Origin of the sequence: Nocardia sp. NPDC088792, from assembly GCF_044750615.1 — a bacterium.
In the GTDB taxonomy this organism is placed as follows: domain Bacteria; phylum Actinomycetota; class Actinomycetes; order Mycobacteriales; family Mycobacteriaceae; genus Nocardia.
The window spans coordinates 1,686,825-1,707,283 of record NZ_JBIVKC010000002.1; the positions used below are offsets into that span (position 1 = coordinate 1,686,825).

The 20,459-nt window shown below is 65.7% G+C and carries 14 protein-coding genes; 1 reads left to right on the forward strand and 13 read right to left on the reverse strand.

Annotated features, from left to right (window positions below; genetic code table 11):
* Window positions 1–33: 33 nt before the first annotated feature.
* On the forward strand, window positions 34–1,128 hold the full coding sequence (locus ACIP5Y_RS16805; RefSeq protein ID WP_400351028.1) for a medium chain dehydrogenase/reductase family protein: 1,095 nt from the start codon (window positions 34–36) through the stop codon (window positions 1,126–1,128).
* Here ACIP5Y_RS16805 and ACIP5Y_RS16810 read toward each other — a convergent pair whose 3' ends face one another.
* The 13 genes from ACIP5Y_RS16810 to ACIP5Y_RS16870 all read right to left on the reverse strand — a co-directional run bounded on the left by ACIP5Y_RS16810 (window position 1,129) and on the right by ACIP5Y_RS16870 (window position 20,457).
* A complete protein-coding gene (locus ACIP5Y_RS16810) occupies window positions 1,129–1,581 on the reverse strand; it encodes a hypothetical protein (protein WP_400351029.1) in 453 nt (150 codons plus the stop codon).
* Window positions 1,582–1,705: 124 nt separating this feature from the next.
* Window positions 1,706–5,659: a DNA-directed RNA polymerase subunit beta' gene (locus tag ACIP5Y_RS16815; protein ID WP_400351030.1), complete on the reverse strand. Its 3,954-nt coding sequence runs from the start codon at window positions 5,657–5,659 to the stop codon at window positions 1,706–1,708.
* A 109-nt stretch (window positions 5,660–5,768) separates the two neighbouring features.
* On the reverse strand, window positions 5,769–9,254 hold the full coding sequence (locus tag ACIP5Y_RS16820; RefSeq protein ID WP_400351031.1) for a DNA-directed RNA polymerase subunit beta: 3,486 nt from the start codon (window positions 9,252–9,254) through the stop codon (window positions 5,769–5,771).
* Window positions 9,255–9,781: 527 nt separating this feature from the next.
* Window positions 9,782–10,516, reverse strand: a complete 735-nt coding sequence (locus ACIP5Y_RS16825) for a hypothetical protein (protein ID WP_400351032.1) — start codon at window positions 10,514–10,516, stop codon at window positions 9,782–9,784.
* Window positions 10,517–10,529: 13 nt separating this feature from the next.
* Complete coding sequence (locus ACIP5Y_RS16830; protein ID WP_400351033.1) at window positions 10,530–11,486, reverse strand: hypothetical protein; 957 nt, start codon at window positions 11,484–11,486, stop codon at window positions 10,530–10,532.
* Window positions 11,487–11,600: 114 nt separating this feature from the next.
* The gene (locus ACIP5Y_RS16835) at window positions 11,601–12,863 is read right to left on the reverse strand and encodes an MCE family protein (RefSeq protein ID WP_400351034.1); all 1,263 of its coding nucleotides are present in this window, start codon (window positions 12,861–12,863) and stop codon (window positions 11,601–11,603) included.
* Complete coding sequence (locus ACIP5Y_RS16840) at window positions 12,860–14,089, reverse strand: MCE family protein (protein ID WP_400351035.1); 1,230 nt, start codon at window positions 14,087–14,089, stop codon at window positions 12,860–12,862. The genes ACIP5Y_RS16835 and ACIP5Y_RS16840 overlap by 4 nt, the downstream gene beginning before the upstream one ends.
* Window positions 14,086–15,345 carry an MCE family protein gene (locus ACIP5Y_RS16845; protein ID WP_400351036.1) on the reverse strand — a complete coding sequence of 420 codons (1,260 nt, stop codon included), beginning with the start codon at window positions 15,343–15,345 and terminating at the stop codon, window positions 14,086–14,088. Before ACIP5Y_RS16845 ends, ACIP5Y_RS16840 begins: the two co-directional genes overlap by 4 nt.
* A 3-nt stretch (window positions 15,346–15,348) precedes the next feature.
* Complete coding sequence (locus ACIP5Y_RS16850) at window positions 15,349–16,356, reverse strand: MCE family protein (protein WP_400351037.1); 1,008 nt, start codon at window positions 16,354–16,356, stop codon at window positions 15,349–15,351.
* Window positions 16,356–17,435: an MCE family protein gene (locus tag ACIP5Y_RS16855; RefSeq protein ID WP_400351300.1), complete on the reverse strand. Its 1,080-nt coding sequence runs from the start codon at window positions 17,433–17,435 to the stop codon at window positions 16,356–16,358. The genes ACIP5Y_RS16850 and ACIP5Y_RS16855 overlap by 1 nt, the downstream gene beginning before the upstream one ends.
* Before the next feature lie 8 nt (window positions 17,436–17,443).
* Window positions 17,444–18,796: an MCE family protein gene (locus tag ACIP5Y_RS16860; protein WP_400351038.1), complete on the reverse strand. Its 1,353-nt coding sequence runs from the start codon at window positions 18,794–18,796 to the stop codon at window positions 17,444–17,446.
* Entirely contained in the window at window positions 18,793–19,659 is an 867-nt protein-coding gene (locus tag ACIP5Y_RS16865) for an MlaE family ABC transporter permease (RefSeq protein ID WP_397014658.1), read from the reverse strand. The genes ACIP5Y_RS16860 and ACIP5Y_RS16865 overlap by 4 nt, the downstream gene beginning before the upstream one ends.
* A 3-nt stretch (window positions 19,660–19,662) precedes the next feature.
* On the reverse strand, window positions 19,663–20,457 hold the full coding sequence (locus ACIP5Y_RS16870; protein ID WP_397014656.1) for an MlaE family ABC transporter permease: 795 nt from the start codon (window positions 20,455–20,457) through the stop codon (window positions 19,663–19,665).
* Between the last annotated feature and the right edge of the window lie 2 nt (window positions 20,458–20,459).

A 20,459-nucleotide genomic window follows, 5' to 3' on the forward strand; every position in this document is an offset into this window, starting at 1 on the left:
GACCTCGGGGCTTTTTCTTCAACCTTCAGGTGATTGACCAGTCACTCACGCCAGATCGAAACGAAAGCGAGCAAGACCATGAACACCACCGCCGCCAAGACCACCACCGCCCTCGAAATCGTCCTCCCCGGCCGCGTCGAGCCCCGCGACCTGCAGGTCACCCACCGCGAACTGCCGCCACCCGCCGCCGGACAGGCCCTGGTCCGCGTCGAGGCCACCGGCGTCTCCTTCGCCGAACAGCAGATGCGCCGCGGCAAGTACTACGACCAGCCGCCCTTCCCCTTCGTCCCCGGCTACGACCTCGTCGGCACCGTCGAAGCCGTCGGCGCGGACCTCGACCCGGCCCTCATCGGCCGCCGCGTCGCCGCCCTCACCAAGACGGGAGGCTGGAGCAGCCATCTCCTGCTCCCCGCCGACAGCCTGGTCCCCGTCCCCGCCGCCCTCGACCCGGCCGAAGCCGAAACCTTCGTCGTCAACGGCATCACCGCCTGGCAGATGCTGCACCGCTTCGCGAAAATCCGTGCCGGACAGACCATCCTGGTACACGGCGCCAACGGCGGCGTCGGCTCCACCCTCGTCCAGCTGGCGCGCGTCGCCGGCGTCCGGGTCATCGGCAGCGCCTCCGCCCGCAATGCCGACGCCGTCCGCGCCCTCGGCGCCCTCCCCATCGACTACCGCGGCGACATCACCGCACAGGTCCGCGCCATCAGCCCCGACGGCGTGGACGCCGTCTTCGACCACGTCGGCGGCCCCGGCATCATCGATTCCTTCCGGCTGCTCGCCCCCGGCGGCACGCTCGTCGCCTACGGCAGCGCCGCCACCAAGGACGATGCAGGCAACTCCCGCCTCCCCGTCCTCGCCCTCTTCGCCCGCCTCATGCTGTGGAACCTGCTGCCCAACAAGCGGAATGCCCACTTCTACAACATCTGGACCGGCGCCCGGCGCCGCACCCGCTTCCTGAACCGCCAGGCCGAAGACCTCGCCGCCGTGCTCGAGCTCGCCGCCAACGGCAACCTGCACCCGCAGGTCGCCGCCCGATTCCCCTTGAGCGAGGCCGGATCCGCGCTCGAGCTCGCCGAATCCCACACCGTCACAGGCAAAGTCGTCCTCGTCGCCGACGAGAACTGATCACTCCATGAACGACGCCGACCTGACCGGCATGGTGGTGTCCAGGTGATACCACTGTGCCGTCATATCGGTTTCCAAGGCCAGTCGCAGCGTATGCCCGCTCGCCGGTCCGTCCGTAATCGTCCACAGCTCATTGGGATACCCGATCGCCGTGGACACACTGCCATCCGACCAGGTGATCCGCGCCGATGCGTTGTCGATGGTGATCCACGATTCCTCCGCCGTGAAATGGCCGGAAACGATCCCCGGCAACAGCGGACTCGCACACTCCCACAGCTCCGCCTCGCGGTGAATCCCTTGTCCCGCACTGCCCGTCCCCGGCACCATCTGCGCCGTCAAGACACCCCCGCGCGCACATCCACCCAACTCCGGCGAATCCGCCCGAGCCACAACCGGAACCGACAGCATCACCCCGCACACCGCCGCCACCAACGCTCCACGCCGAACGGTCACGCCAACTCCTCCCCGGATCGAAAAGCAGTCAAAACGTTCCGACCAGCATAAACCCCCCATATACGAGTCCGGCCCCCGCTCCGAAAAGGAGCGGGGGCCGAATTGTTCCGGCTTACCTAGCAGTTCAGCGGTAGTCGCTGAAACCGTAGTCGTCCAGCGGCACCGCGGCACCGGTGGAGGTGCCGAAGCCGTCCGGGCTGTAGTAGCTGTCGTCGTAGGACGGGACAGCGTACGCGGCCTGACGCGCTTCCTCGGTGGGCTGCACCTGGATGTTGCGGTAACGGTTGATACCGGTACCGGCCGGGATCAGCTTGCCGATGATCACGTTCTCCTTCAAGCCGATCAGCTTGTCGGAGCGGCAGTTGATCGCGGCATCCGTGAGCACGCGGGTGGTCTCCTGGAAGGAGGCCGCCGACAGCCACGAATCCGTCGCCAGCGACGCCTTGGTGATACCCATCAGCACCGGGCGACCCGCGGCGGGCTCGGCGCCCTCCGCGACCACGCGACGGTTCGACGACTCGAACTCGGCGCGCTCCACCAGCGAACCCGGGAGGAACTCGGTCGCACCCGAATCGATGATGGTGACGCGGCGCAGCATCTGGCGGACGATCACCTCGATGTGCTTGTCGTGGATGGACACACCCTGCGAGCGGTACACCTCCTGGACCTCGTGGACCAGGTGGATCTGCACCTGACGCGGACCCATCACGCGGAGCACCTCGTGCGGATCGGCAGAGCCCTCGAGCAGCTGCTGACCGACCTCGACGTGGTCACCGTCGGCGAGCAGACGCTCGGAGCCGTCGTCATGCTTGAACACCCGCAGACGCTGACGCTTCGACAGCTTGTCGTACACGACTTCATCCGAACCGTCGTCCGGAATGATCGTGATCTTGTAGAAGCGATCGTCGTCCTCGAGCCGGATCCGGCCCGACACCTCGGCGATGGGCGCCTTGCCCTTGGGCACACGAGCCTCGAAAAGCTCCTGCACTCGGGGCAGACCACCCGTGATGTCATCACCCGCGACACCACCCTGGTGGAAGGTACGCATGGTCAGCTGGGTACCCGGCTCACCGATCGACTGCGCGGCGACGATACCGACGGCCTCACCGATGTCCACCAGCTTGCCGGTCGCCATCGAGCGGCCGTAGCAGGTGGCACACACGCCGGTGCCGGTGGTGCAGGTCAGCACGGAACGGACCTTCACCTCCGTGATACCGGCGTCGAGCAGCGCCTCCAGGGCGGGATCGCCCAGGTCGTGACCCTTCTCGACAATGACATTGCCCTTGGCGTCGACCGCGTCGGTGGCCAGCGTACGAGCGTAGGTGCTGGTCTCCACGTGGGCGTCCCGGATCAGCGAGCCATCGGCCTGCTTCTCCGCGATCGGCACCACGATGCCGCGCTCGGTGCCACAGTCGGTCTCGCGCACGATGACGTCCTGCGACACATCCACCAGACGACGGGTCAGGTAACCCGAGTCCGCGGTACGAAGCGCGGTGTCGGCCAGACCCTTTCGCGCACCGTGGGTGTTGATGAAGTACTCGAGAACGGTCAGGCCCTCACGGAACGAGGACTTGATCGGCCGCGGGATGAACTCACCCTTCGGGTTGGTAACCAGGCCCTTCATACCGGCGAGGGTACGAGTCTGGGTGAAGTTACCGGTCGCGCCCGAGTCGACGATCGTGATGATCGGGTTGTCGGCCGGGTAGTGCGCGCGCAGCGCCTTACCGACCTCTTCGGTCGCTTCCTGCCAGATCTTGACCAGGGCGTTGTTACGCTCCGAGTGATCCAGAGCACCACGCTGGTACTTCTTCTCGATCTGATCCGACTGCGCCTCGTAGCGCTCCATGATCTCCGCCTTCTCCGGCGGAACGAGCACGTCCGACATGGCGACGGTGACACCGGACCGGGTGGCCCAGTAGAAGCCGGCATCCTTCAGCTTGTCGACGGTCTGCGCCACGACGATCATCGGGTACCGCTCGGCGAGATCGTTGATGATCGCCGCCTGACGCTTCTTCGGCATCGGCTCGTCGATGAACGCGTAGTCCGCCGGGAGCAGATCGTTGAAGATGACGCGACCCAGCGTGGTCTTGGTGAGCCACGCGTCGCCACGCTGCCAGCCGTTCGGGAACAGCTCGGTCTCGACATCCCGCGGCGGACGCTGCTCGGTCAGACGCATCTTGATCAGCGAACGCACGGTCAGCTCACCGCGATCCACCGCCATCTGCGCCTCGGCGGGCGAGGAGTAGACGCCGAACTCGGCCTCGTCCTTGGCCGCCGCGCGGTACTGGCCCTTCGCCTTCTCGTCCAGGCGAGTCAGGTAGTACAGACCCGTCACCATGTCCAGACGCGGCATGGCGAGCGGACGACCCGACGCCGGCGACAGGATGTTGTTCGAGGACAGCATCAGGATGCGGGCCTCGGCCTGCGCCTCCGCCGACAGCGGCAGGTGCACGGCCATCTGGTCACCGTCGAAGTCGGCGTTGAACGCCTCACACACGAGCGGGTGCAGCTGGATGGCCTTACCTTCGACCAGCAGCGGCTCGAAGGCCTGGATACCCAGGCGGTGCAGGGTGGGCGCACGGTTCAGCAGCACCGGGTGCTCGGCGATGACCTCTTCGAGGACATCCCACACCTGGGGACGCTGACGCTCGACCATCCGCTTGGCGGACTTGATGTTCTGCGCGTGGTTCAGATCCACCAGACGCTTCATGACGAACGGCTTGAACAGCTCGAGCGCCATCAGCTTCGGCAGACCACACTGGTGCAGCTTCAGCTGCGGACCGACCACGATGACCGAACGGCCCGAGTAGTCGACACGCTTACCGAGCAGGTTCTGACGGAAACGACCCTGCTTGCCCTTGAGCAGATCGCTCAGCGACTTCAGCGGGCGGTTACCCGGACCGGTGACCGGACGGCCACGACGACCGTTGTCGAACAACGCGTCGACCGACTCCTGAAGCATGCGCTTCTCGTTGTTCACGATGATCTCGGGCGCACCCAGATCGATCAGTCGCTTCAAACGGTTGTTGCGGTTGATGACTCGGCGGTACAGGTCGTTCAGGTCGGAGGTCGCGAAGCGGCCACCGTCCAGCTGCACCATCGGACGCAGCTCCGGCGGGATCACCGGCACGGCGTCGAGGACCATGCCCATCGGCGAATTGCCGTTGGTCTGGAACGCGGCGACGACCTTCAGACGCTTCAGCGCGCGAAGCTTCTTCTGGCCCTTGCCCGTACGAATGGTCTCGCGCAGGTTCTCGGCCTCGGCCGGGATGTCGAACTGCTCCATCAGCTTCTGGATGGCTTCCGCACCCATTGCGCCGGTGAAGTATTCGCCGTAACGGTCCTGCAGCTCGCGGTAGAGGACCTCGTCCACGATCAGCTGCTTGATCGACAGCTTGGTGAAGGTGGTCCAGATCTCCTCGAGCCGGTCCAGCTCACGCTGGGCCCGGTCGCGCAGCTGACGCATCTCGCGCTCGCCGCCGTCCTTGACCTTGCGGCGCACGTCGGACTTGGCGCCCTCCGCCTCCAGCTCGGCCATATCGGCTTCCAGCTTCTGGGCGCGGGCCTCGAGGTCGGCGTCGCGCTGATCCGCGACCGACTTCTTCTCGACCTCCATCTCCGCCTCGAGCGTGGACAGCTCGTTGTGACGCAGCTCGTCGTCGACACCGACGATCACGTACGCGGCGAAGTAGATGATCTTCTCGAGATCCTTCGGCGCCAGGTCCAGCAGGTAGCCCAGACGCGACGGCACACCCTTGAAGTACCAGATGTGCGTGACCGGGGCGGCCAGCTCGATATGACCCATGCGCTCACGACGCACCTTGGCGCGAGTCACCTCGACGCCACAGCGCTCGCAGATGATGCCCTTGAAGCGGACGCGCTTGTACTTACCGCAGTAGCACTCCCAGTCCCGGGTGGGACCGAAGATCTTCTCGCAGAACAAGCCGTCCTTCTCCGGCTTGAGCGTGCGGTAGTTGATGGTCTCCGGCTTCTTGACCTCGCCAAACGACCAGTTGCGAATGTCTTCGGCGGTCGCCAGGCCGATCCGGAGTTCATCGAAGAAGTTGACGTCTAGCACGTAACTTCCTTTCCCCTGTTCGGGTTGAGTATGAGCAAAAGTTCGCTAAATCCGGTGCCCGGGAACGCTTTTCGTTTTAACCGGAAAAGCGTTCCCGGACCGATCGCTCTTACTGCGCCAGGTCGTCGACCGTCGCAGCCTCGTTGCGGGACAGGTTGATACCCAGGTTCGCCGCGGCGCGCTCCAGGTCCTCGTCATCGCCGTCGCGCATCTCGATGGCGGCGCCGTCCGAGGACAGCACCTCCACGTTGAGGCACAGCGACTGGAGTTCCTTCAAGAGCACCTTGAACGACTCCGGAATACCGGGCTCCGGAATGTTCTCGCCCTTGACGATCGCCTCGTACACCTTCACGCGACCCACCACGTCATCGGACTTGATGGTGAGCAACTCCTGCAGCGTGTACGCGGCGCCGTAGGCCTGCATGGCCCAGCACTCCATCTCACCGAAACGCTGACCACCGAACTGCGCCTTACCACCCAGCGGCTGCTGCGTGATCATCGAGTACGGACCGGTCGAACGCGCGTGAATCTTGTCATCCACCAGGTGGTGCAACTTCAGGATGTACATGTAGCCGACCGCGACCGGATACGGGAACGGCTCACCGGAGCGGCCGTCCAGCAGGATCGCCTTGCCGTCGTCGTTGATCATCTTCTCGCCGTCGCGGTTCGGCAGAGTCGAACCGAGCAGGCCGGTCAGCTCTTCCTCACGCGCGCCGTCGAACACCGGGGTGGCGATATTCGTGTCGGCGGGCTGTCCGATCATCTCCTCGGGCAGGGCCTTCGCCCAGTCCGGGGTGCCCTCGACCTGCCAGCCGGTCTTGGCGATGTAACCCAGGTGGGTTTCCAGCACCTGACCGATGTTCATACGACGCGGCACACCGTGGGTGTTCAGGATGATGTCGACCGGAGTGCCGTCCGGCAGGAACGGCATGTCCTCCACCGGCAGGATCTTGCCGATGACACCCTTGTTACCGTGACGGCCGGCCAGCTTGTCGCCGTCCTGGATCTTGCGCTTCTGCGCAACATAAACGCGCACAAGCTCATTCACACCCGGCGGCAGATCATCATCGTCGTCACGCGAGAACACGCGCACACCGATGACCTTGCCCGACTCACCGTGGGGCACCTTCAGCGAGGTGTCGCGGACCTCGCGGGCCTTCTCACCGAAGATCGCGCGCAGCAGGCGCTCCTCGGGGGTCAGCTCGGTCTCACCCTTCGGGGTGACCTTACCGACCAGGATGTCACCGTCACGGACCTCCGCGCCGATGCGCACGATGCCACGCTCGTCGAGGTCCGCGAGGACCTCATCGGAGACATTCGGGATATCACGGGTGATCTCCTCGGCACCGAGCTTGGTGTCACGAGCATCGATCTCGTGCTCCTCGATGTGAATCGAGGTCAGCACATCCTCTTCCACGAGACGCTGCGACAAGATGATCGCGTCCTCGTAGTTGTGGCCCTCCCACGGCATGATCGCCACCAGCAGGTTCTTGCCCAGCGCCATCTCACCGTTCTCGGTGCACGGACCATCGGCCAGCACGTGACCGGCCTCCACCCGCATGCCCTCGTCCACGATCGGACGCTGGTTGGCACACGTGCCCTGGTTCGAACGCTCGAACTTGCGCATGCGGTACGAGCGGCGGGTGCCGTCGTCGTGCATGACGGTGATGAAGTCGGCCGAAACCTCTTCCACCACACCGGGCTTCTGGTTCACGACCACGTCACCGGCGTCGACCGCGGCACGCAGTTCCATACCGGTGCCGACCAGCGGCGACTCGGAACGGATCAGCGGCACGGCCTGACGCTGCATGTTCGCGCCCATGAGGGCACGGTTGGCGTCGTCGTGCTCGAGGAACGGGATCATGGCGGTCGCGACCGACACCATCTGGCGCGGCGAGACATCCATGAAGGTCACCTCGGACGGGGCGACGTACTCCATCTCCTCGTTGCCGCGGCGCGCGAGCACCTTGTCCTCGAGGAAGTTGCCCTCGAGGTCGACGGGCGAGTTGGCCTGGGCGCGGACCTCGCGGTCCTCCTCGTCGGCGGTGAGGTACTTGACCTCATCGGTGACGCGGCCGTTCTCGACCTTGCGGTACGGGGTCTCGATGAAGCCGAACGGGTTGACCCGCGCGTACACCGACAGCGAACCGATCAGGCCGATGTTCGGGCCTTCCGGGGTCTCGATCGGGCACATGCGGCCGTAGTGCGACGGGTGGACGTCACGGACTTCCAGGCCGGCGCGCTCACGGGACAGACCACCCGGGCCCAGCGCCGACAGGCGGCGCTTGTGGGTCAGACCCGACAGCGGGTTGTTCTGGTCCATGAACTGCGACAGCTGCGAGGTGCCGAAGAACTCCTTGATCGCCGCCACGACGGGACGGATGTTGATCAGGGTCTGCGGCGTGATCGCCTCGACGTCCTGGGTGGTCATGCGCTCACGCACGACACGTTCCATACGCGAGAGGCCGACGCGGATCTGGTTCTGGATCAGCTCGCCAACCGTCCGCAGACGACGGTTGCCGAAGTGGTCGATGTCGTCGACCTCGACCGGAACCTCGGCGCCGCCGGGCGCCGTCATCAGCTTGTCGCCCTGGTGCAGGCGCACCAGGTACTCGATGGTGGTGACGATGTCGTCCTTGGTCAGCACCGAACCCGTGACCGGCTTGTCCAGGTTCAGGCCCAGCTTCTTGTTGACCTTGTAGCGGCCGACGCGAGCCAGGTCGTAGCGCTTCTCCTTGAAGAACAGGTTCTCCAGCAGGGTCTGCGCGGACTCCTTGGTCGGCGGCTCGCCCGGACGCAGCTTGCGGTAGATGTCGAGCAGCGCCTCGTCCTGCCCCGGCGTGCTGTCCTTCTCCAGGGTGGACATCATGATCTCGGAGAAACCGAAACGCTCGGTGATCTCCTCGGCGGTGAGGCCCAGCGCCTTCAGCAGCACGGTGACCGGCTGGCGGCGCTTGCGGTCGATACGCACGCCGACGGTGTCGCGCTTGTCGACGTCGAACTCGAGCCAGGCACCACGCGAGGGGATGACGCGCACGGAGTGCAGCGTCTTCTCGGTGGACTTGTCGATGCTGTCGTCGAAGTACACGCCCGGCGAACGGACCAGCTGCGACACGACGACGCGCTCGGTGCCGTTGATGATGAACGTGCCCTTGTCGGTCATCATCGGGAAATCGCCCATGAAGACCGTCTGAGACTTGATCTCACCGGTGTTGTTGTTGATGAACTCCGCGGTGACGAACAACGGCGCCGCGTAGGTCATGTCCTTGTCCTTGCACTCTTCGATGGAGGCTTTGTGCTCCTCGAAGCGCGGGTCGGAGAAGGACAGGGACATCGAACCCGAGAAATCCTCGATCGGCGAGAGCTCCTCGAGCACCTCCTCGAGCCCACCCACCGGGTTGACGTCGCCGCGCGCGGTCGCACGCTCACGCCAGTCCGGTGAACCGATCAGCCAGTTGAAAGAGTCGGTTTGTAGATCGAGAAGACCCGGTACCTCGAGAGGCTCACGAATCTTCGCGAAAGACACCCGCTTAGGGGCTCCGGGGATACCGGCCTTGGTCTGGGTGGAGACTGCCAAGATGCGTCCTTCCAGCACCTCACGCGCGTCGCGTGGTGGTCCGCGACCGTCGCTTGTCTGCTACGAATTCCGCTGGTTACAACCCGAACGAAACCCGAACAGCAAACAGCGGAAGTAACACCGGAAGGTGGAACTTTCGACGATGCGATCAAGGTATGGACAGGAGGCAGCCAGCGCAACGTCCAAAACTACACCCAAACCTACGGGGGTGTCAAAGTACCACCCGTGGCGATCCGCGGCGGGCAACCGCGCCCCGGTGTGTCCACTGTGTGACCCACAGTGTGCTGCGGTGCCGCTCACAAGTCGCTGCCGACGGGATCCCGGCGTTCGCTGGCTGCGTTCCATGGGAGCCGCATCGGCGTCTGACCCCTGTGACAGCCGCCGCTGTTGTGAATAGCGTGACGGGTCGGACGAAAACCGTCAAGTGGCGGCCCGAGTTGACAAACGCCGAGATCGCCTGTCCCGCTACAAGATCACCTTGCGACGTCGCGGAATGGGGCGAGCGCGCCGACCAGCGGCGACACCCGCGGCACGATCTGACGGCATTATTTGTCAGTGATCGCGGATGTCAGCCAGTGACCGTTGACCTTCTGCAGCCGGACCACGATGGGCCCGGACGCCAGCGGTTCGGGCTTACCGTTCTGTACGGCGGCGACATTGAGGTTGACCAGCAGTTCCGCGTGGTCATCGGTGAGAAGGGTCACGCCGACCGGGTCGGTGGTGACCTTCGTGTCCGTTTGGGCCTGTTTGACCGCGTCGTAGGTGGTGTCGATGTATTTGTCGAAGTCCTGGCGCATCGAATCGGTGAGCACGCCGGCGACGGCGGCCTTCCACTTGTCCTTGTCGAGATCCTTGGCCGAATAGCCGTAGAGCGTCGTCAGGGCATTGCCGGCGGCGGCCTTCACCTCTTCGGTGGACTTGTTGTCCACGTAGGCCTTGTTGCCGTCGTCCACGCCGGGACGCAGGTAGCCCACGATGGCGAAGGCGGCGAGCAGCACGGTGGCGATGCCGCAGCCGACCGCAACGCCCCAGGTGCGCCGGAAACCGCCCGCTCCGGCCGATTTCGGTTTCGACTGGGCAGCAGGATATTTCGGCGCTACCGGACCGCGCTGGGCGGTCTTGCCGGGGCGCGAACCGGCGGTCCGGGCGCCCGAGGGCGAAGTGCCGCGGGCGGTTTCGCCGCCGCGCACGTCGGCGGCGGTGGTGCGGGACGCCGAACCGCGCTGTGCGGCCGGACGGCGTTGCGGGGTGACGCGATTGACGGGTCGTTTGCTGGCCATGGGTCACTCCCTCCTAGTTGCCCGGCTGCGGGTTGTTCGCGGTGGTTTGCGGGGCGGCCGGTTGTGGCGCGCCGCTCGGTTGTGGCGCATCGCCGGGTTGCGGCGCCGCGTTCTGCTGCGGCGCACCGCTGCCCAGTGGGACCGGTTCGCCGAGGTTCTGCGCCTTCTCGGCTTTCCAGGTGCTGCCTTGCTTCACCATGTCGAGAGTCCAGAGCTGGCGGAAGGAGGCGGGCTGACCGCCGGGCCAGGTGCGAGTGATCTTCAGGACCGCGAAGGCGGAGGCGTGGTCGCGTTCGCTGTTGAGCGAGGTGACGGTGATGCCCTCCACCGTGGCGACGATGCGGGTCTTGGAGTCCGTGGCGGTCTGCTTCAGCTGATCCTGGCCCTGCTCCTGCTGTTTCAGCAGGTCACCGGTCATGGACGAGCGGATGTTGGCGAGCGAACCGTCGATGTCGTCCGGGTTGAACGACATCAGGTTGATCGCGGCCTGCCGGGCATCGGTCAGAACGTGTTCGCGGGCATCGGCGCGCGGCTTGTCCTGCACGAGCCCGCCGAAGATCCAGGTGCCGCCGAGCCAGCCGGCGAAGATCAGTGCCACGACGAGCAGCACGACCGAGGTGAGGGTCACGGCCTTGGGTAGGTCGAAACCGGACGACTCGGAATCGGCGGATGTCGGATTGGAATCGACTGCGGCCGAGGATGATTCGATCTCGGCAGTCGGATTCACCGTGGGTGCGGCGGGGATTTTCACCGTCGCGACGTCGTCGCTCAGAGGCGCGGTCGCCGCCATATCGGGGGTTTCCGCTGTGGCGTCCGGGTAGTCGCCGGAAGATTCGGAAATTTCGGCGGCCGCGGGGGCGGCCTGCGGGGAGTCAGCTGGGGCGGCCGACTCGGGGGTGGGCTCGGGGACCGATGGGTCGGTCGGCTCGGCCCGGTTTGCCCCCTGGTCGCTGTCCTTTTGCTGGCTCACGCCGCCACCATACTTTCCTCTCTGCACGACGCCACCACGGTGTCGTACATCACAATGCTTCCCCGCGGCGCAGCGGGATGCGCGCCGCGGGCGTAGTCGCCACCGCTGTTGCGGTCAGTGCTTGGGCGTCACGCCCATGAGCGTGGCCAGCTGGGTGGCGACGGGGTTCAGGTTGAGCTTCTCCGGGTCGGTCTTGGGCTTGTCGTCCCAGGGCTGGGCGACGCTGGGATCGGCCAGCTCGGCCCGGGCGCCGCCGCGGACGTCGGTGTCGCTGCCCTGTGGGGCAGTGCATTTCGCGTCCGTGTTGAACGGGAAGTCGTCGCGCGTGTCGTCGAAGTTCGGGTTCTGCGCCTTCTGCTGCGCGATGATCGCCTGCGTGCCTTCGTAACCGACGGTGCAGGCGGGCGGGTTGTTGGTTTCCAGCACCAGGCCGAAGTGGGTGGTGCCGTCGCCGGGGACGGTGGAGGTGCCGCCGAGCGGCAGCAGCGGCAGCATGGACAGCACCGGGCCGAGGGCGTAGAACTTCGGCGAGATGGCGGCCAGCAGGACGCGCAGGTTGGTCAGGTCCTTGGTGAGGGCCGGGCCGCTCTCCTGCAGCAGGTGCTGGATGGCGCTGCCGGCGCTGGTGCCGGTGCCGATGAGCCGGCGGATATCCGGATCGTTCGACTTCAGCTGCGCGGTCAGCTGATCCAGGCCGTCGCTGAACTGCCGGATGGCGCTGGACTGGTCGGCCTGGGTGCCGAGCGCGGTCTTGGCGCGGCGGATCAGGTCCATGGTCTGGGGCAGGGCGTCGATGCCGGTGGCGGTGAACTTGTTGAGCGAGTCCACCAGCACCTTGAGGTCGTCGCCGCGGCCGTCGAAGGCCTTGCCGAGTTCGGTGACGGTGGTGCTGAGCGCGGCCAGGTCGGTGGTGCTGGCGAAACTGTCCACGCTGGACAGCAGCGTCTCCACCGGAATCGGCAGCGTCGCACCGGTGATCACGGATCCGTCGCGCAGGTAGGGCGAGCCGTTGGCGGTCGGCTGCAGGTCCACGTATTGCTCACCGATGGCGGAACGGTCGGCCACAACGGCTTTCGCGTTGGCGGGGACCTTCGGTGCGCCGGAATCCATTTCGAGGTCGATGACCACGCCGTCGGGCGTGATGTCGGTGCTGCCGACCCGGCCGACCGGGACGCCACGGTAGGTGACCTCGGCGCCCTTGGACAGGTTGCCGGTGTTGGCGGCCTGCTTGTCGGTGTTGTCGATCTCCAATTTGACGTGGTACAGCCCGATTCCGAGCATGTTGTCGAGTCGCACGTACTTGGCGCCGACGAAGGCGACGCCGAGCACCGCGATGACCACGAACGCGACCAGCTGGTTACGTACCAGACGGCTCACTTGGGACCACCCACTCCCAGCTGCTGAAGGATCGATCCCAGTGGATCGGTCGGACCGGGCTGCCCGGTGGGCCGCACCACGGTCGGCGGCAGCGGCAGCAGGGAGACGGTCGGCCAGCCGGGGCGGGGGCCGTTGCCGTTGTAGTACGGGTTGGTCGGATCCACGTACACCGGCCGGCCCTGCGGCGGGATGTACTGCGGATCCTGTTTGCCCACACCGAGATTCGACAGCAGGGTGCCGATCTGCAGGTCCACCGACAGCCAGGTGTTGACCTGACCGCCGAACGCCGACTTGATCGCCTCGTCGGGGAACGGATAGGTGGGGATGAGCGGGAAGGCGTCGACCAGATCGTTGGAGCCCTTGCCGAGTTCCTGCAGTGTGGGCCGCAGCGCGTTCAGGTCGGTGATCAGGTTGTCCTTGGAGTGGTCCAGCACGTCGAAACCGGCCTGGCCCACCCGATCCAGCTGGGTGAGCAGCTGGATCAGCTGCGGCCGTTGCTCGTTGAGGATCTTGATGCCGGCGGGCAGTTCGTCGAGCACCTTGGTGATCTGGTCGGTCTGCGTCGCCACCCGGCTGCTGAGCTTGTCCAGCCCGTCGAGGGCGCGGGTGATGTCGTCGACCTGCTGGTCGAGACCGTGGATCAGGGTGTTGGCCTGCTGCAGCAGGTCCCGGGTCTTGGTCTCGCGGCCGTCGAGGGCCTTGTTGAGTTCGGACACGATGGGCTGCAGTTCGGCCACGCCGCCGCCGTTGAGCAGCAGGGACAGGGCGCCGAGCACCTGTTCCACCTCGGTGGAGGTGGTGGTGTTCTGCACCGGGATCTTCGAATTGTCCTTGAGCCGTGCGGCATCGGCGCCGTTGGCGGGCGCGGACAGGTCGACGTACTTCTCACCCAGCAGGTTGGTCTGCTTGACCGCGGCGAGGGCGTTGTCGGGCAGGTTCACGCTCGGGTTCACGAGTACCCGGACGCTGGCTTCCCAGGCGTTGTCGGGGGCGATCTCGATCTTGTCCACGCGGCCGACGGCGACACCGTCCACCTTGACCGCGGACTGTGGCACCAGGTCCAGCACGTCCTTGAACCGGATGTCGAGGTGCATCGGGTGATCACCGACACTCGCACCGCCGGGCAGCGGAATGCTGTACGCGCCATTGCCGCAGCCGGCCGCGATCACGGTGACCGCGCCCAGCGTGGCAGCGATCGCCGCGGTGCGGATTGTCTTGACGCTCATCGCTGTCCACCCTCCTGCTGCGACGGCGGCTGCTGATCGGACGGGTTGCCGGGGACGGTGCCCGGGGCCACGTTGCGCTGCTCGTTGTCACCGCTGAGGATGCCGAAGGGCAGCACCAGCGTGGGCGTCTTCACGCCCGCCGCGAGCTGATCGGTGATCACCTTGCAGCTGTCCAGGATCGGCTTCATCTGGCGGGCGATGGCGTCGAACTTGGGGTCGCCGGGTCGCAGCTTGCCGAGGTCGATGAGCTCGCAGATGGTGCCGAACGGGTTCTGCAGGTCGGTGAAGTTGGGGCGCATGTTCAGCGTGCCGGTCTCGGCGTCGTGCACGTTGATCAGGTTGCTGAGCGCGGTCGGAATGAGCGGCAGCGCCTTCGCCAGATCGTCGCGCTGATCGGCGAGGGTCTGGGTGAGCTTGGTCAGCGCGTCCGCGTTGGACTGCACCAGCGACCGGTTGTTGTCGATGAACCGGGCCACATCGCCGAGCGCGACGGACAGCAGGTTCAGCGCCTCACCGAGGGTCTGGCGTTCGTCGGCGAGGAAGCCGGCCAGCGAGGCCAGCTGCGTGTTGAACTGCCGCACCTGGTCGTCGTTGTCGGCCAGCATCTGCACGAACACCTGCAGGTTCTTCACCGTGTCGAAGATGTCGGTGCGCGAATCCGAGAGCGCCTTGGCCGCTTTGGACAGCTGGGTGAAGCTGTTGCCGAGCGCGTCGCCGTTGCCGGCCAGGTTCTGGGCGCCGGTGCGCGCCAGCTCGTTCAGCGCGCCGTCCTTGTTGGCGCCGTTGGGGCCCAGGGCATCCGAGAGGTCGGTGATGGACTTGTAGAGGCGGTCCACCTCGACCGGGGTCGCGGTGCGGTCCTTCGGGATGGTGGCATTGCGCCCCATCTTCGGGCCGCCCTTGTAGGCGGGCGCCAGCTGGATGTAGCGGTCGGACACCACCGACGGCGTGATCTGGGCGGCCTTGACGTCGGCGGGGATGTCGTATTTGCGGTCCACCTTCAGGACGACCTTCACCAGGTCGCCCTGCGGGGTCACCGAATCCACGTGTCCCACCGGCACACCCAGGATGCGCACATCGGATCCGGAGTAGATGCCGATGGACTTGTCGAAGTAGGCGGTGATGGTGGTGGTGTTGTATCGCACGAAACCCCACCAGCCCAGGCCGCCGGCCACGAGAGCCAGGATCACCACGCCGGCGATGAGCTTGCTCTTACGGCTGGTCGCCCTGAGGGCGTTCAGCGGATTGCTCGCCACGAGTTAACCTCCCAACTTCCGGATCGGCGGACGGTCGCCCGGAATATCGGGCAGGGCGGGCGGAATCAGGTTGGTGATGACCGCGTCGAACCAGCGGCCGTTGCCGAGCACATTGGAGTACAGCCCGTAGAAGGGTGCGGCCAAGGTCAGCGTCTTGGAGATGTCGGCCTGATGGTTGTTCAGGATGTCGATGGTCTTGTTCAGATTGGTCAGCGCCGGGCCGATCTGTTCTTCGTTGTCCTTGACCAGCGCGGACAGCTGCGCCGCAACGGCTTTCGCACCGGACAGCAGCTGTGCGATGGACTGCTGGCGCACGTTCAGCTCCGCCAGCAACTGCCCGCCGTTGGAGATGAGCCGCTGGAATTCCTGATTGCGGTCGGCGAGCACCTGGGTGGTCTTCTTGGTGGCGGCGAACAGCTTCACCAGCTGGTCGTCGCGCTTGGCCAGGGACTCCGACAGGCGGCTCACGCCGTCGATGGAGCTGCGCAGTTCCGGCGGGGTCGTCGAGAAGGCATCCGACAGCACCCGCATGGACTGCGCGAGCTGATCGGTATTGGTCTCCTCGATGTCCTTGGCGGCGTCGCTGAACGCGTCCACCACGTCGTACGGGGATACGGTGCGCGACAACGGAATCCGCTTTGCCGGATCGGCGACCTTGGAGCCCTTCGGGTCCAGCGCCAGGAACTTCTGGCCCAGCAGCGTCTTGATCTGGATCGACGCGGTGGTCTGATCCCCGATCCAGGCGTCCTGGGTGCGGAAGGACACCAGCACCTTGTCGCCGTCCAGGCCGACGTCGGAGACGGTGCCGACCTTCACGCCGGCGATACGCACCTCATTGCCCGATTTCAGGCCGGCGGCCTCGGAGAATTCGGCGGTGTACTTGGTGCCGGCGGCGAGGATCGGCAGCTTGTCCAGGCTGAAAGCGGACATGGTCACGAGCAGTACCATGACCAGTCCCAGGCCACCCATGAACGCGGGGCTGCGCTTACCGAGCACGATGCGGTCGTCCATCAGCGGCCACTACCCTTCCCGTGACAACGCGGCGCCGGATTCGTGTAGATCGGCTGATTGACGGTCGGCAGGTTCGCGATGGCGGGCGGGATGTTCAGTTGCGGTGCATCCTTCAGGCCCGGTCCGGCGACGATGTCGATGCCGCACAGATAGAACTGGAACCAGGAGCCGTACGAGGCGGCGCGACCCAGCTTGTCCATCTTGATCGGCAGGTTGGTGAGGGCCTGGTCGACATCGTCCTTGCGGCTGTCGAGGGTCCCGGTGAGCTGGTTCAGGCCCGCGATGGCGCCCTGCAGATTCGGGACGGTCGGCACCAGCAGATCGGCGGTGGCCGAGGCCAGATTGCCGAGCGAGGTGACGGCCGAGCCGATGGTGCCGCGGTCGTTGTTCAGGCCGGTGACCAGCGCCTCGGTATTCACGACCAGCTGATCCAGCTGGCCGTCGTGGGCGTTGACCGCGTCCAGGACCGCGTTCAGGTTCTTGATGACCGCGCCGATCACCGCGTCCTTGTCGGCGATCTTGTTGGTCAGGGCCGCGGTATTGGAGACCAGATCCGCGATGGTGCCCGACTCGCCCTGGAAGACCTGAATGATCTCGTAGGACAGCTTGTTCACGTCATCCGGTGTGAGCGTCACGAACAGCGGCCGGAAACCGTTGAACAGTTCGGTCAGGTTCAGTGCGGGCTTGGTCCGCTCCAGCGGGATGGTCGAGCCCTTGCCGAGCTTGCGGCCCTGCTCGCCGGTGCCCTGTTCCAGCGCGATGTAGCGCTGGCCCACCAGGTTCCGGTACTTGATGGTCGCGGTGGTGGAGGCGGGCAGCCAATTCCGGTCCGCCAGTTGGAATTGCACCTCGGCGAGACGCTTGTCCTTGATCGAGATGTCGGTGACCTTGCCGACCCGCACACCCGCGATCCGCACCTCGTCGCCCTTGTTCAGCGACGTGACATCGGTGAAGTCGGCCTTGAACTCGGTGCCGCCGCCGCTGTAGTTCGCGATGGTCAGCGCCAGCATGCCGGTGGCGAAGATGGTCACGATGATGAAGACGATGAGCTTGGTCAGGGTCGGCCAGAGGCCGCGCAGCAGATCCTTCACTTGACGGTCACCTCGCTGCCGCGGAAGGCCGGTGCCCCGATCCTGGTCACCCAGCTCGGCACCTGATCCGGTGAAACACCCTGTGCCGCACCGTAGATGGTGCCCAGCGTGCGCTGCTCGGCGGGCGAGCCGATGGTGGTCGCCGGGACGGGGCCCATGACTATCAACTGCGGCGCCTGCTGAATACCGACGGACTGGTCACCCGGATTGCGGCTGGGCGGCTGATAGGAGCCGTCATTGGCGGAACCGTTGGTGTACTGACCCGGATCCGTGCCCAGCGGGTAGTTCGGGATACAGGCCGGCGGGCGGGTGTCGAACCAGCGCGGCTCATCCTGATTCGGCAGGTAGCGGCCGCGCGGGTTCACGATGGACACGCTCACGCGGGAACCCGGCAGATCCGTGCCCTTACCGAAGAGCTCGTCGATGCGCGGCTTGAGTTCCGCGAAATCCTTGAGCGCGCAGGTGTAGCCGGGCGAGTACTTCGCCAGCGCCTCCAGCGCGGGCCGCGAATCCGCGGCCACGTCGATGATGTTGTCGCGGTTGGCCAGCAGGAAGTCCGCGGTGGTCGAGGCGCTCGGGGTCAGGGTCGCCAGCAGCGTGTCGACCTGCGAACGCTTCTGCACCACCGTCGCATTCGTGGTGCGGAAGTTGTCCAGCGCGTCCACCAGCTGCGGCAGCGCGTCCGAGTAGGTGTCGGCCACATCCGCGAGGCTGCGCAAATCCTGCTGCAGCGTGGGCATTTCCGTGTTCACCTGCGTGAAGATCTCGTCCAGCCGATCGATGGTCTTCCCCAGTTCCGCGCCCTGACCCTGCAGGGCATTGGACAGCGCGCCCAGGGTGGAGGACAGGTACTGCGGCGGCAGCGCCTGCAGCAACGGCAGAATATGGTCCAGCAGCTGGCTCACCTCGATGGCATTGCCGCTGCTGTCCTGATGCAGGGTGTCCCCCGCCTTCAGCTGGCCCTGCGGCTGCTCCGGCCACACCAGATCGACGTAGCGCTCACCGAACAAGGTCTTGGGCAGCAGGCGCGCGGTCACGTTCGCCGGGATGCGATCGGCCTTGTCCGGGTCGATGGCCAGGTGCAGGGTGACGTTCTTGCCGTCGTAATCGCTGGACCGGACCTCGCCGACCAGCGCGCCGCGCACCTTCACATCCGCGTCGCGGGTCAGGGCGTTGCCGACCGTGTCGGTGATCAGGTTGACCTTCACCACCGACGTGAACTGCTTGTTGTAGATGGCGATGGTCGTCCACAGGAACGCCACCACCACCACGAAGAACAGCACGCCCAGGGTGCGGCTGCGCAGTTTCTCGGTGGAACGCCAGAACTGCACGCGATCCGGGTTGCTCATCCGGCCACCCGCACCGTCGTCGTCGTGCCCCAGATCGCCAGGGACAGGAAGAAGTCCAGCACGTTGATGAGCACGATCGCGGAACGCACCGCCCGGCCCACGGCCACACCCACACCGGCGGGACCGCCGGAGGCGTTGAAGCCGTAGTAGCAGTGCACGAGGATGATCACGAACGCGAATATGAGCACTTTCGCGAACGAATAGAGCACGTCTTCGGGTGGCAGGAACAAATAGAAGTAGTGGTCATAGGAACCACTCGATTGCCCGTTGAAATAGATACTGATCAACCGCGATGCCACATACGTGCCCAGCAGGCCGACGATGTACAGCGGGATCACCGCCACGAAGCCCGCGATCACGCGGCTGGTCACCAGGAACGGCACCGACGGCACCGCCATCACCTCGAGCGCGTCGATCTCCTCGGAGATCCGCATGGCGCCCAGCTGCGCGGTGAAACCACAACCGACCGTGGCCGAAAGGGCCAGCGCCGCAACCAGGGGCGCGAGCTCACGGGTATTGATGTACCCGGTCAGGAAGCCGGTGAGGACACCGGAACCCAGCGAGTCGAGGGCCTTGAAGCCCTGCAGGCCGACGACCACACCCACCGACGCGGACATGAACACGATGACGCCGATGGTGCCGCCGATGACCGCCAGCGCACCCGAGCCGAAGGTCACCTCGGCCAGCAGCCGCATGACCTCCTTGCGGTAGTGCACAACGGTTTTCGGGATCCAGGCGATGGCCCGCGAATAGAACGACATCTGGTCGCCGGCCTTGTCGACCACGGCGACGGGGGCCTTGAGCACGCCGGTGACCCGGCGCGCCGACCTCGAGAAAACGGTGGAGCGCTGCGAAACGACCATGGATCACGCGCCCTTGGCCGGGACGACCTGAAGGTAGATCAGGGTCAGCACGAGATTGAGGAAGAACAGCACCAGGAACGTGATAACCACGGACTGGTTCACGGCGTCACCCACTCCTTTCGGTCCCCCTTTGGGATGCAGACCCTTGTAGGCGGCGATCACGCCCGCCACGACACCGAAGATCAGCGCCTTGATCTCGCCGATCACCAGGTCCTGAATCTGAGCGAGCGCGGAGAAGGACGCCAGGTACGCGCCCGGCGTGCCGCCCTGCAGCTCGACATTGAAGAAATAGCCGCCGCAGATGCCGACGACCGAGACCAGGCCGTTGAGCAGGAAGGCGACCAGCATCATGCCCAGCACGCGCGGAACCACCAGGCGCTGAATGGGATCGATGCCCAGCACCTCCATGGCGTCGATCTCCTCGCGGATGGTGCGCGAGCCGAGATCGGCGGCCACGGCGGAACCTGCCGCACCGGCGATGATGAGAGCGGTAACGACGGGGGCGGCCTGCTGCACTGTTGCCAGCACGCTGGTCGCGCCCGTGAAGTTCTCCGCACCGAGCTGCTTGATGAGCGAGCCCGTCTGGAGGGCCACGACAGCGCCGAAGGGGATTGCCACCAGGGCCGCCGGGAGGATCGAGACACTCGCGATGAACCACGACTGTTCGATGAACTCCCGGACCTGGAAGGGCCGGCGGAACGTCTTACGGACGACGTCCAGAAGTAGTGCGAATATGTTGCCGGCCTGGGCAAGACCCGACTCGACCGGGGTACGCAGCCGCGTCAGGGTAGGGTTCACGC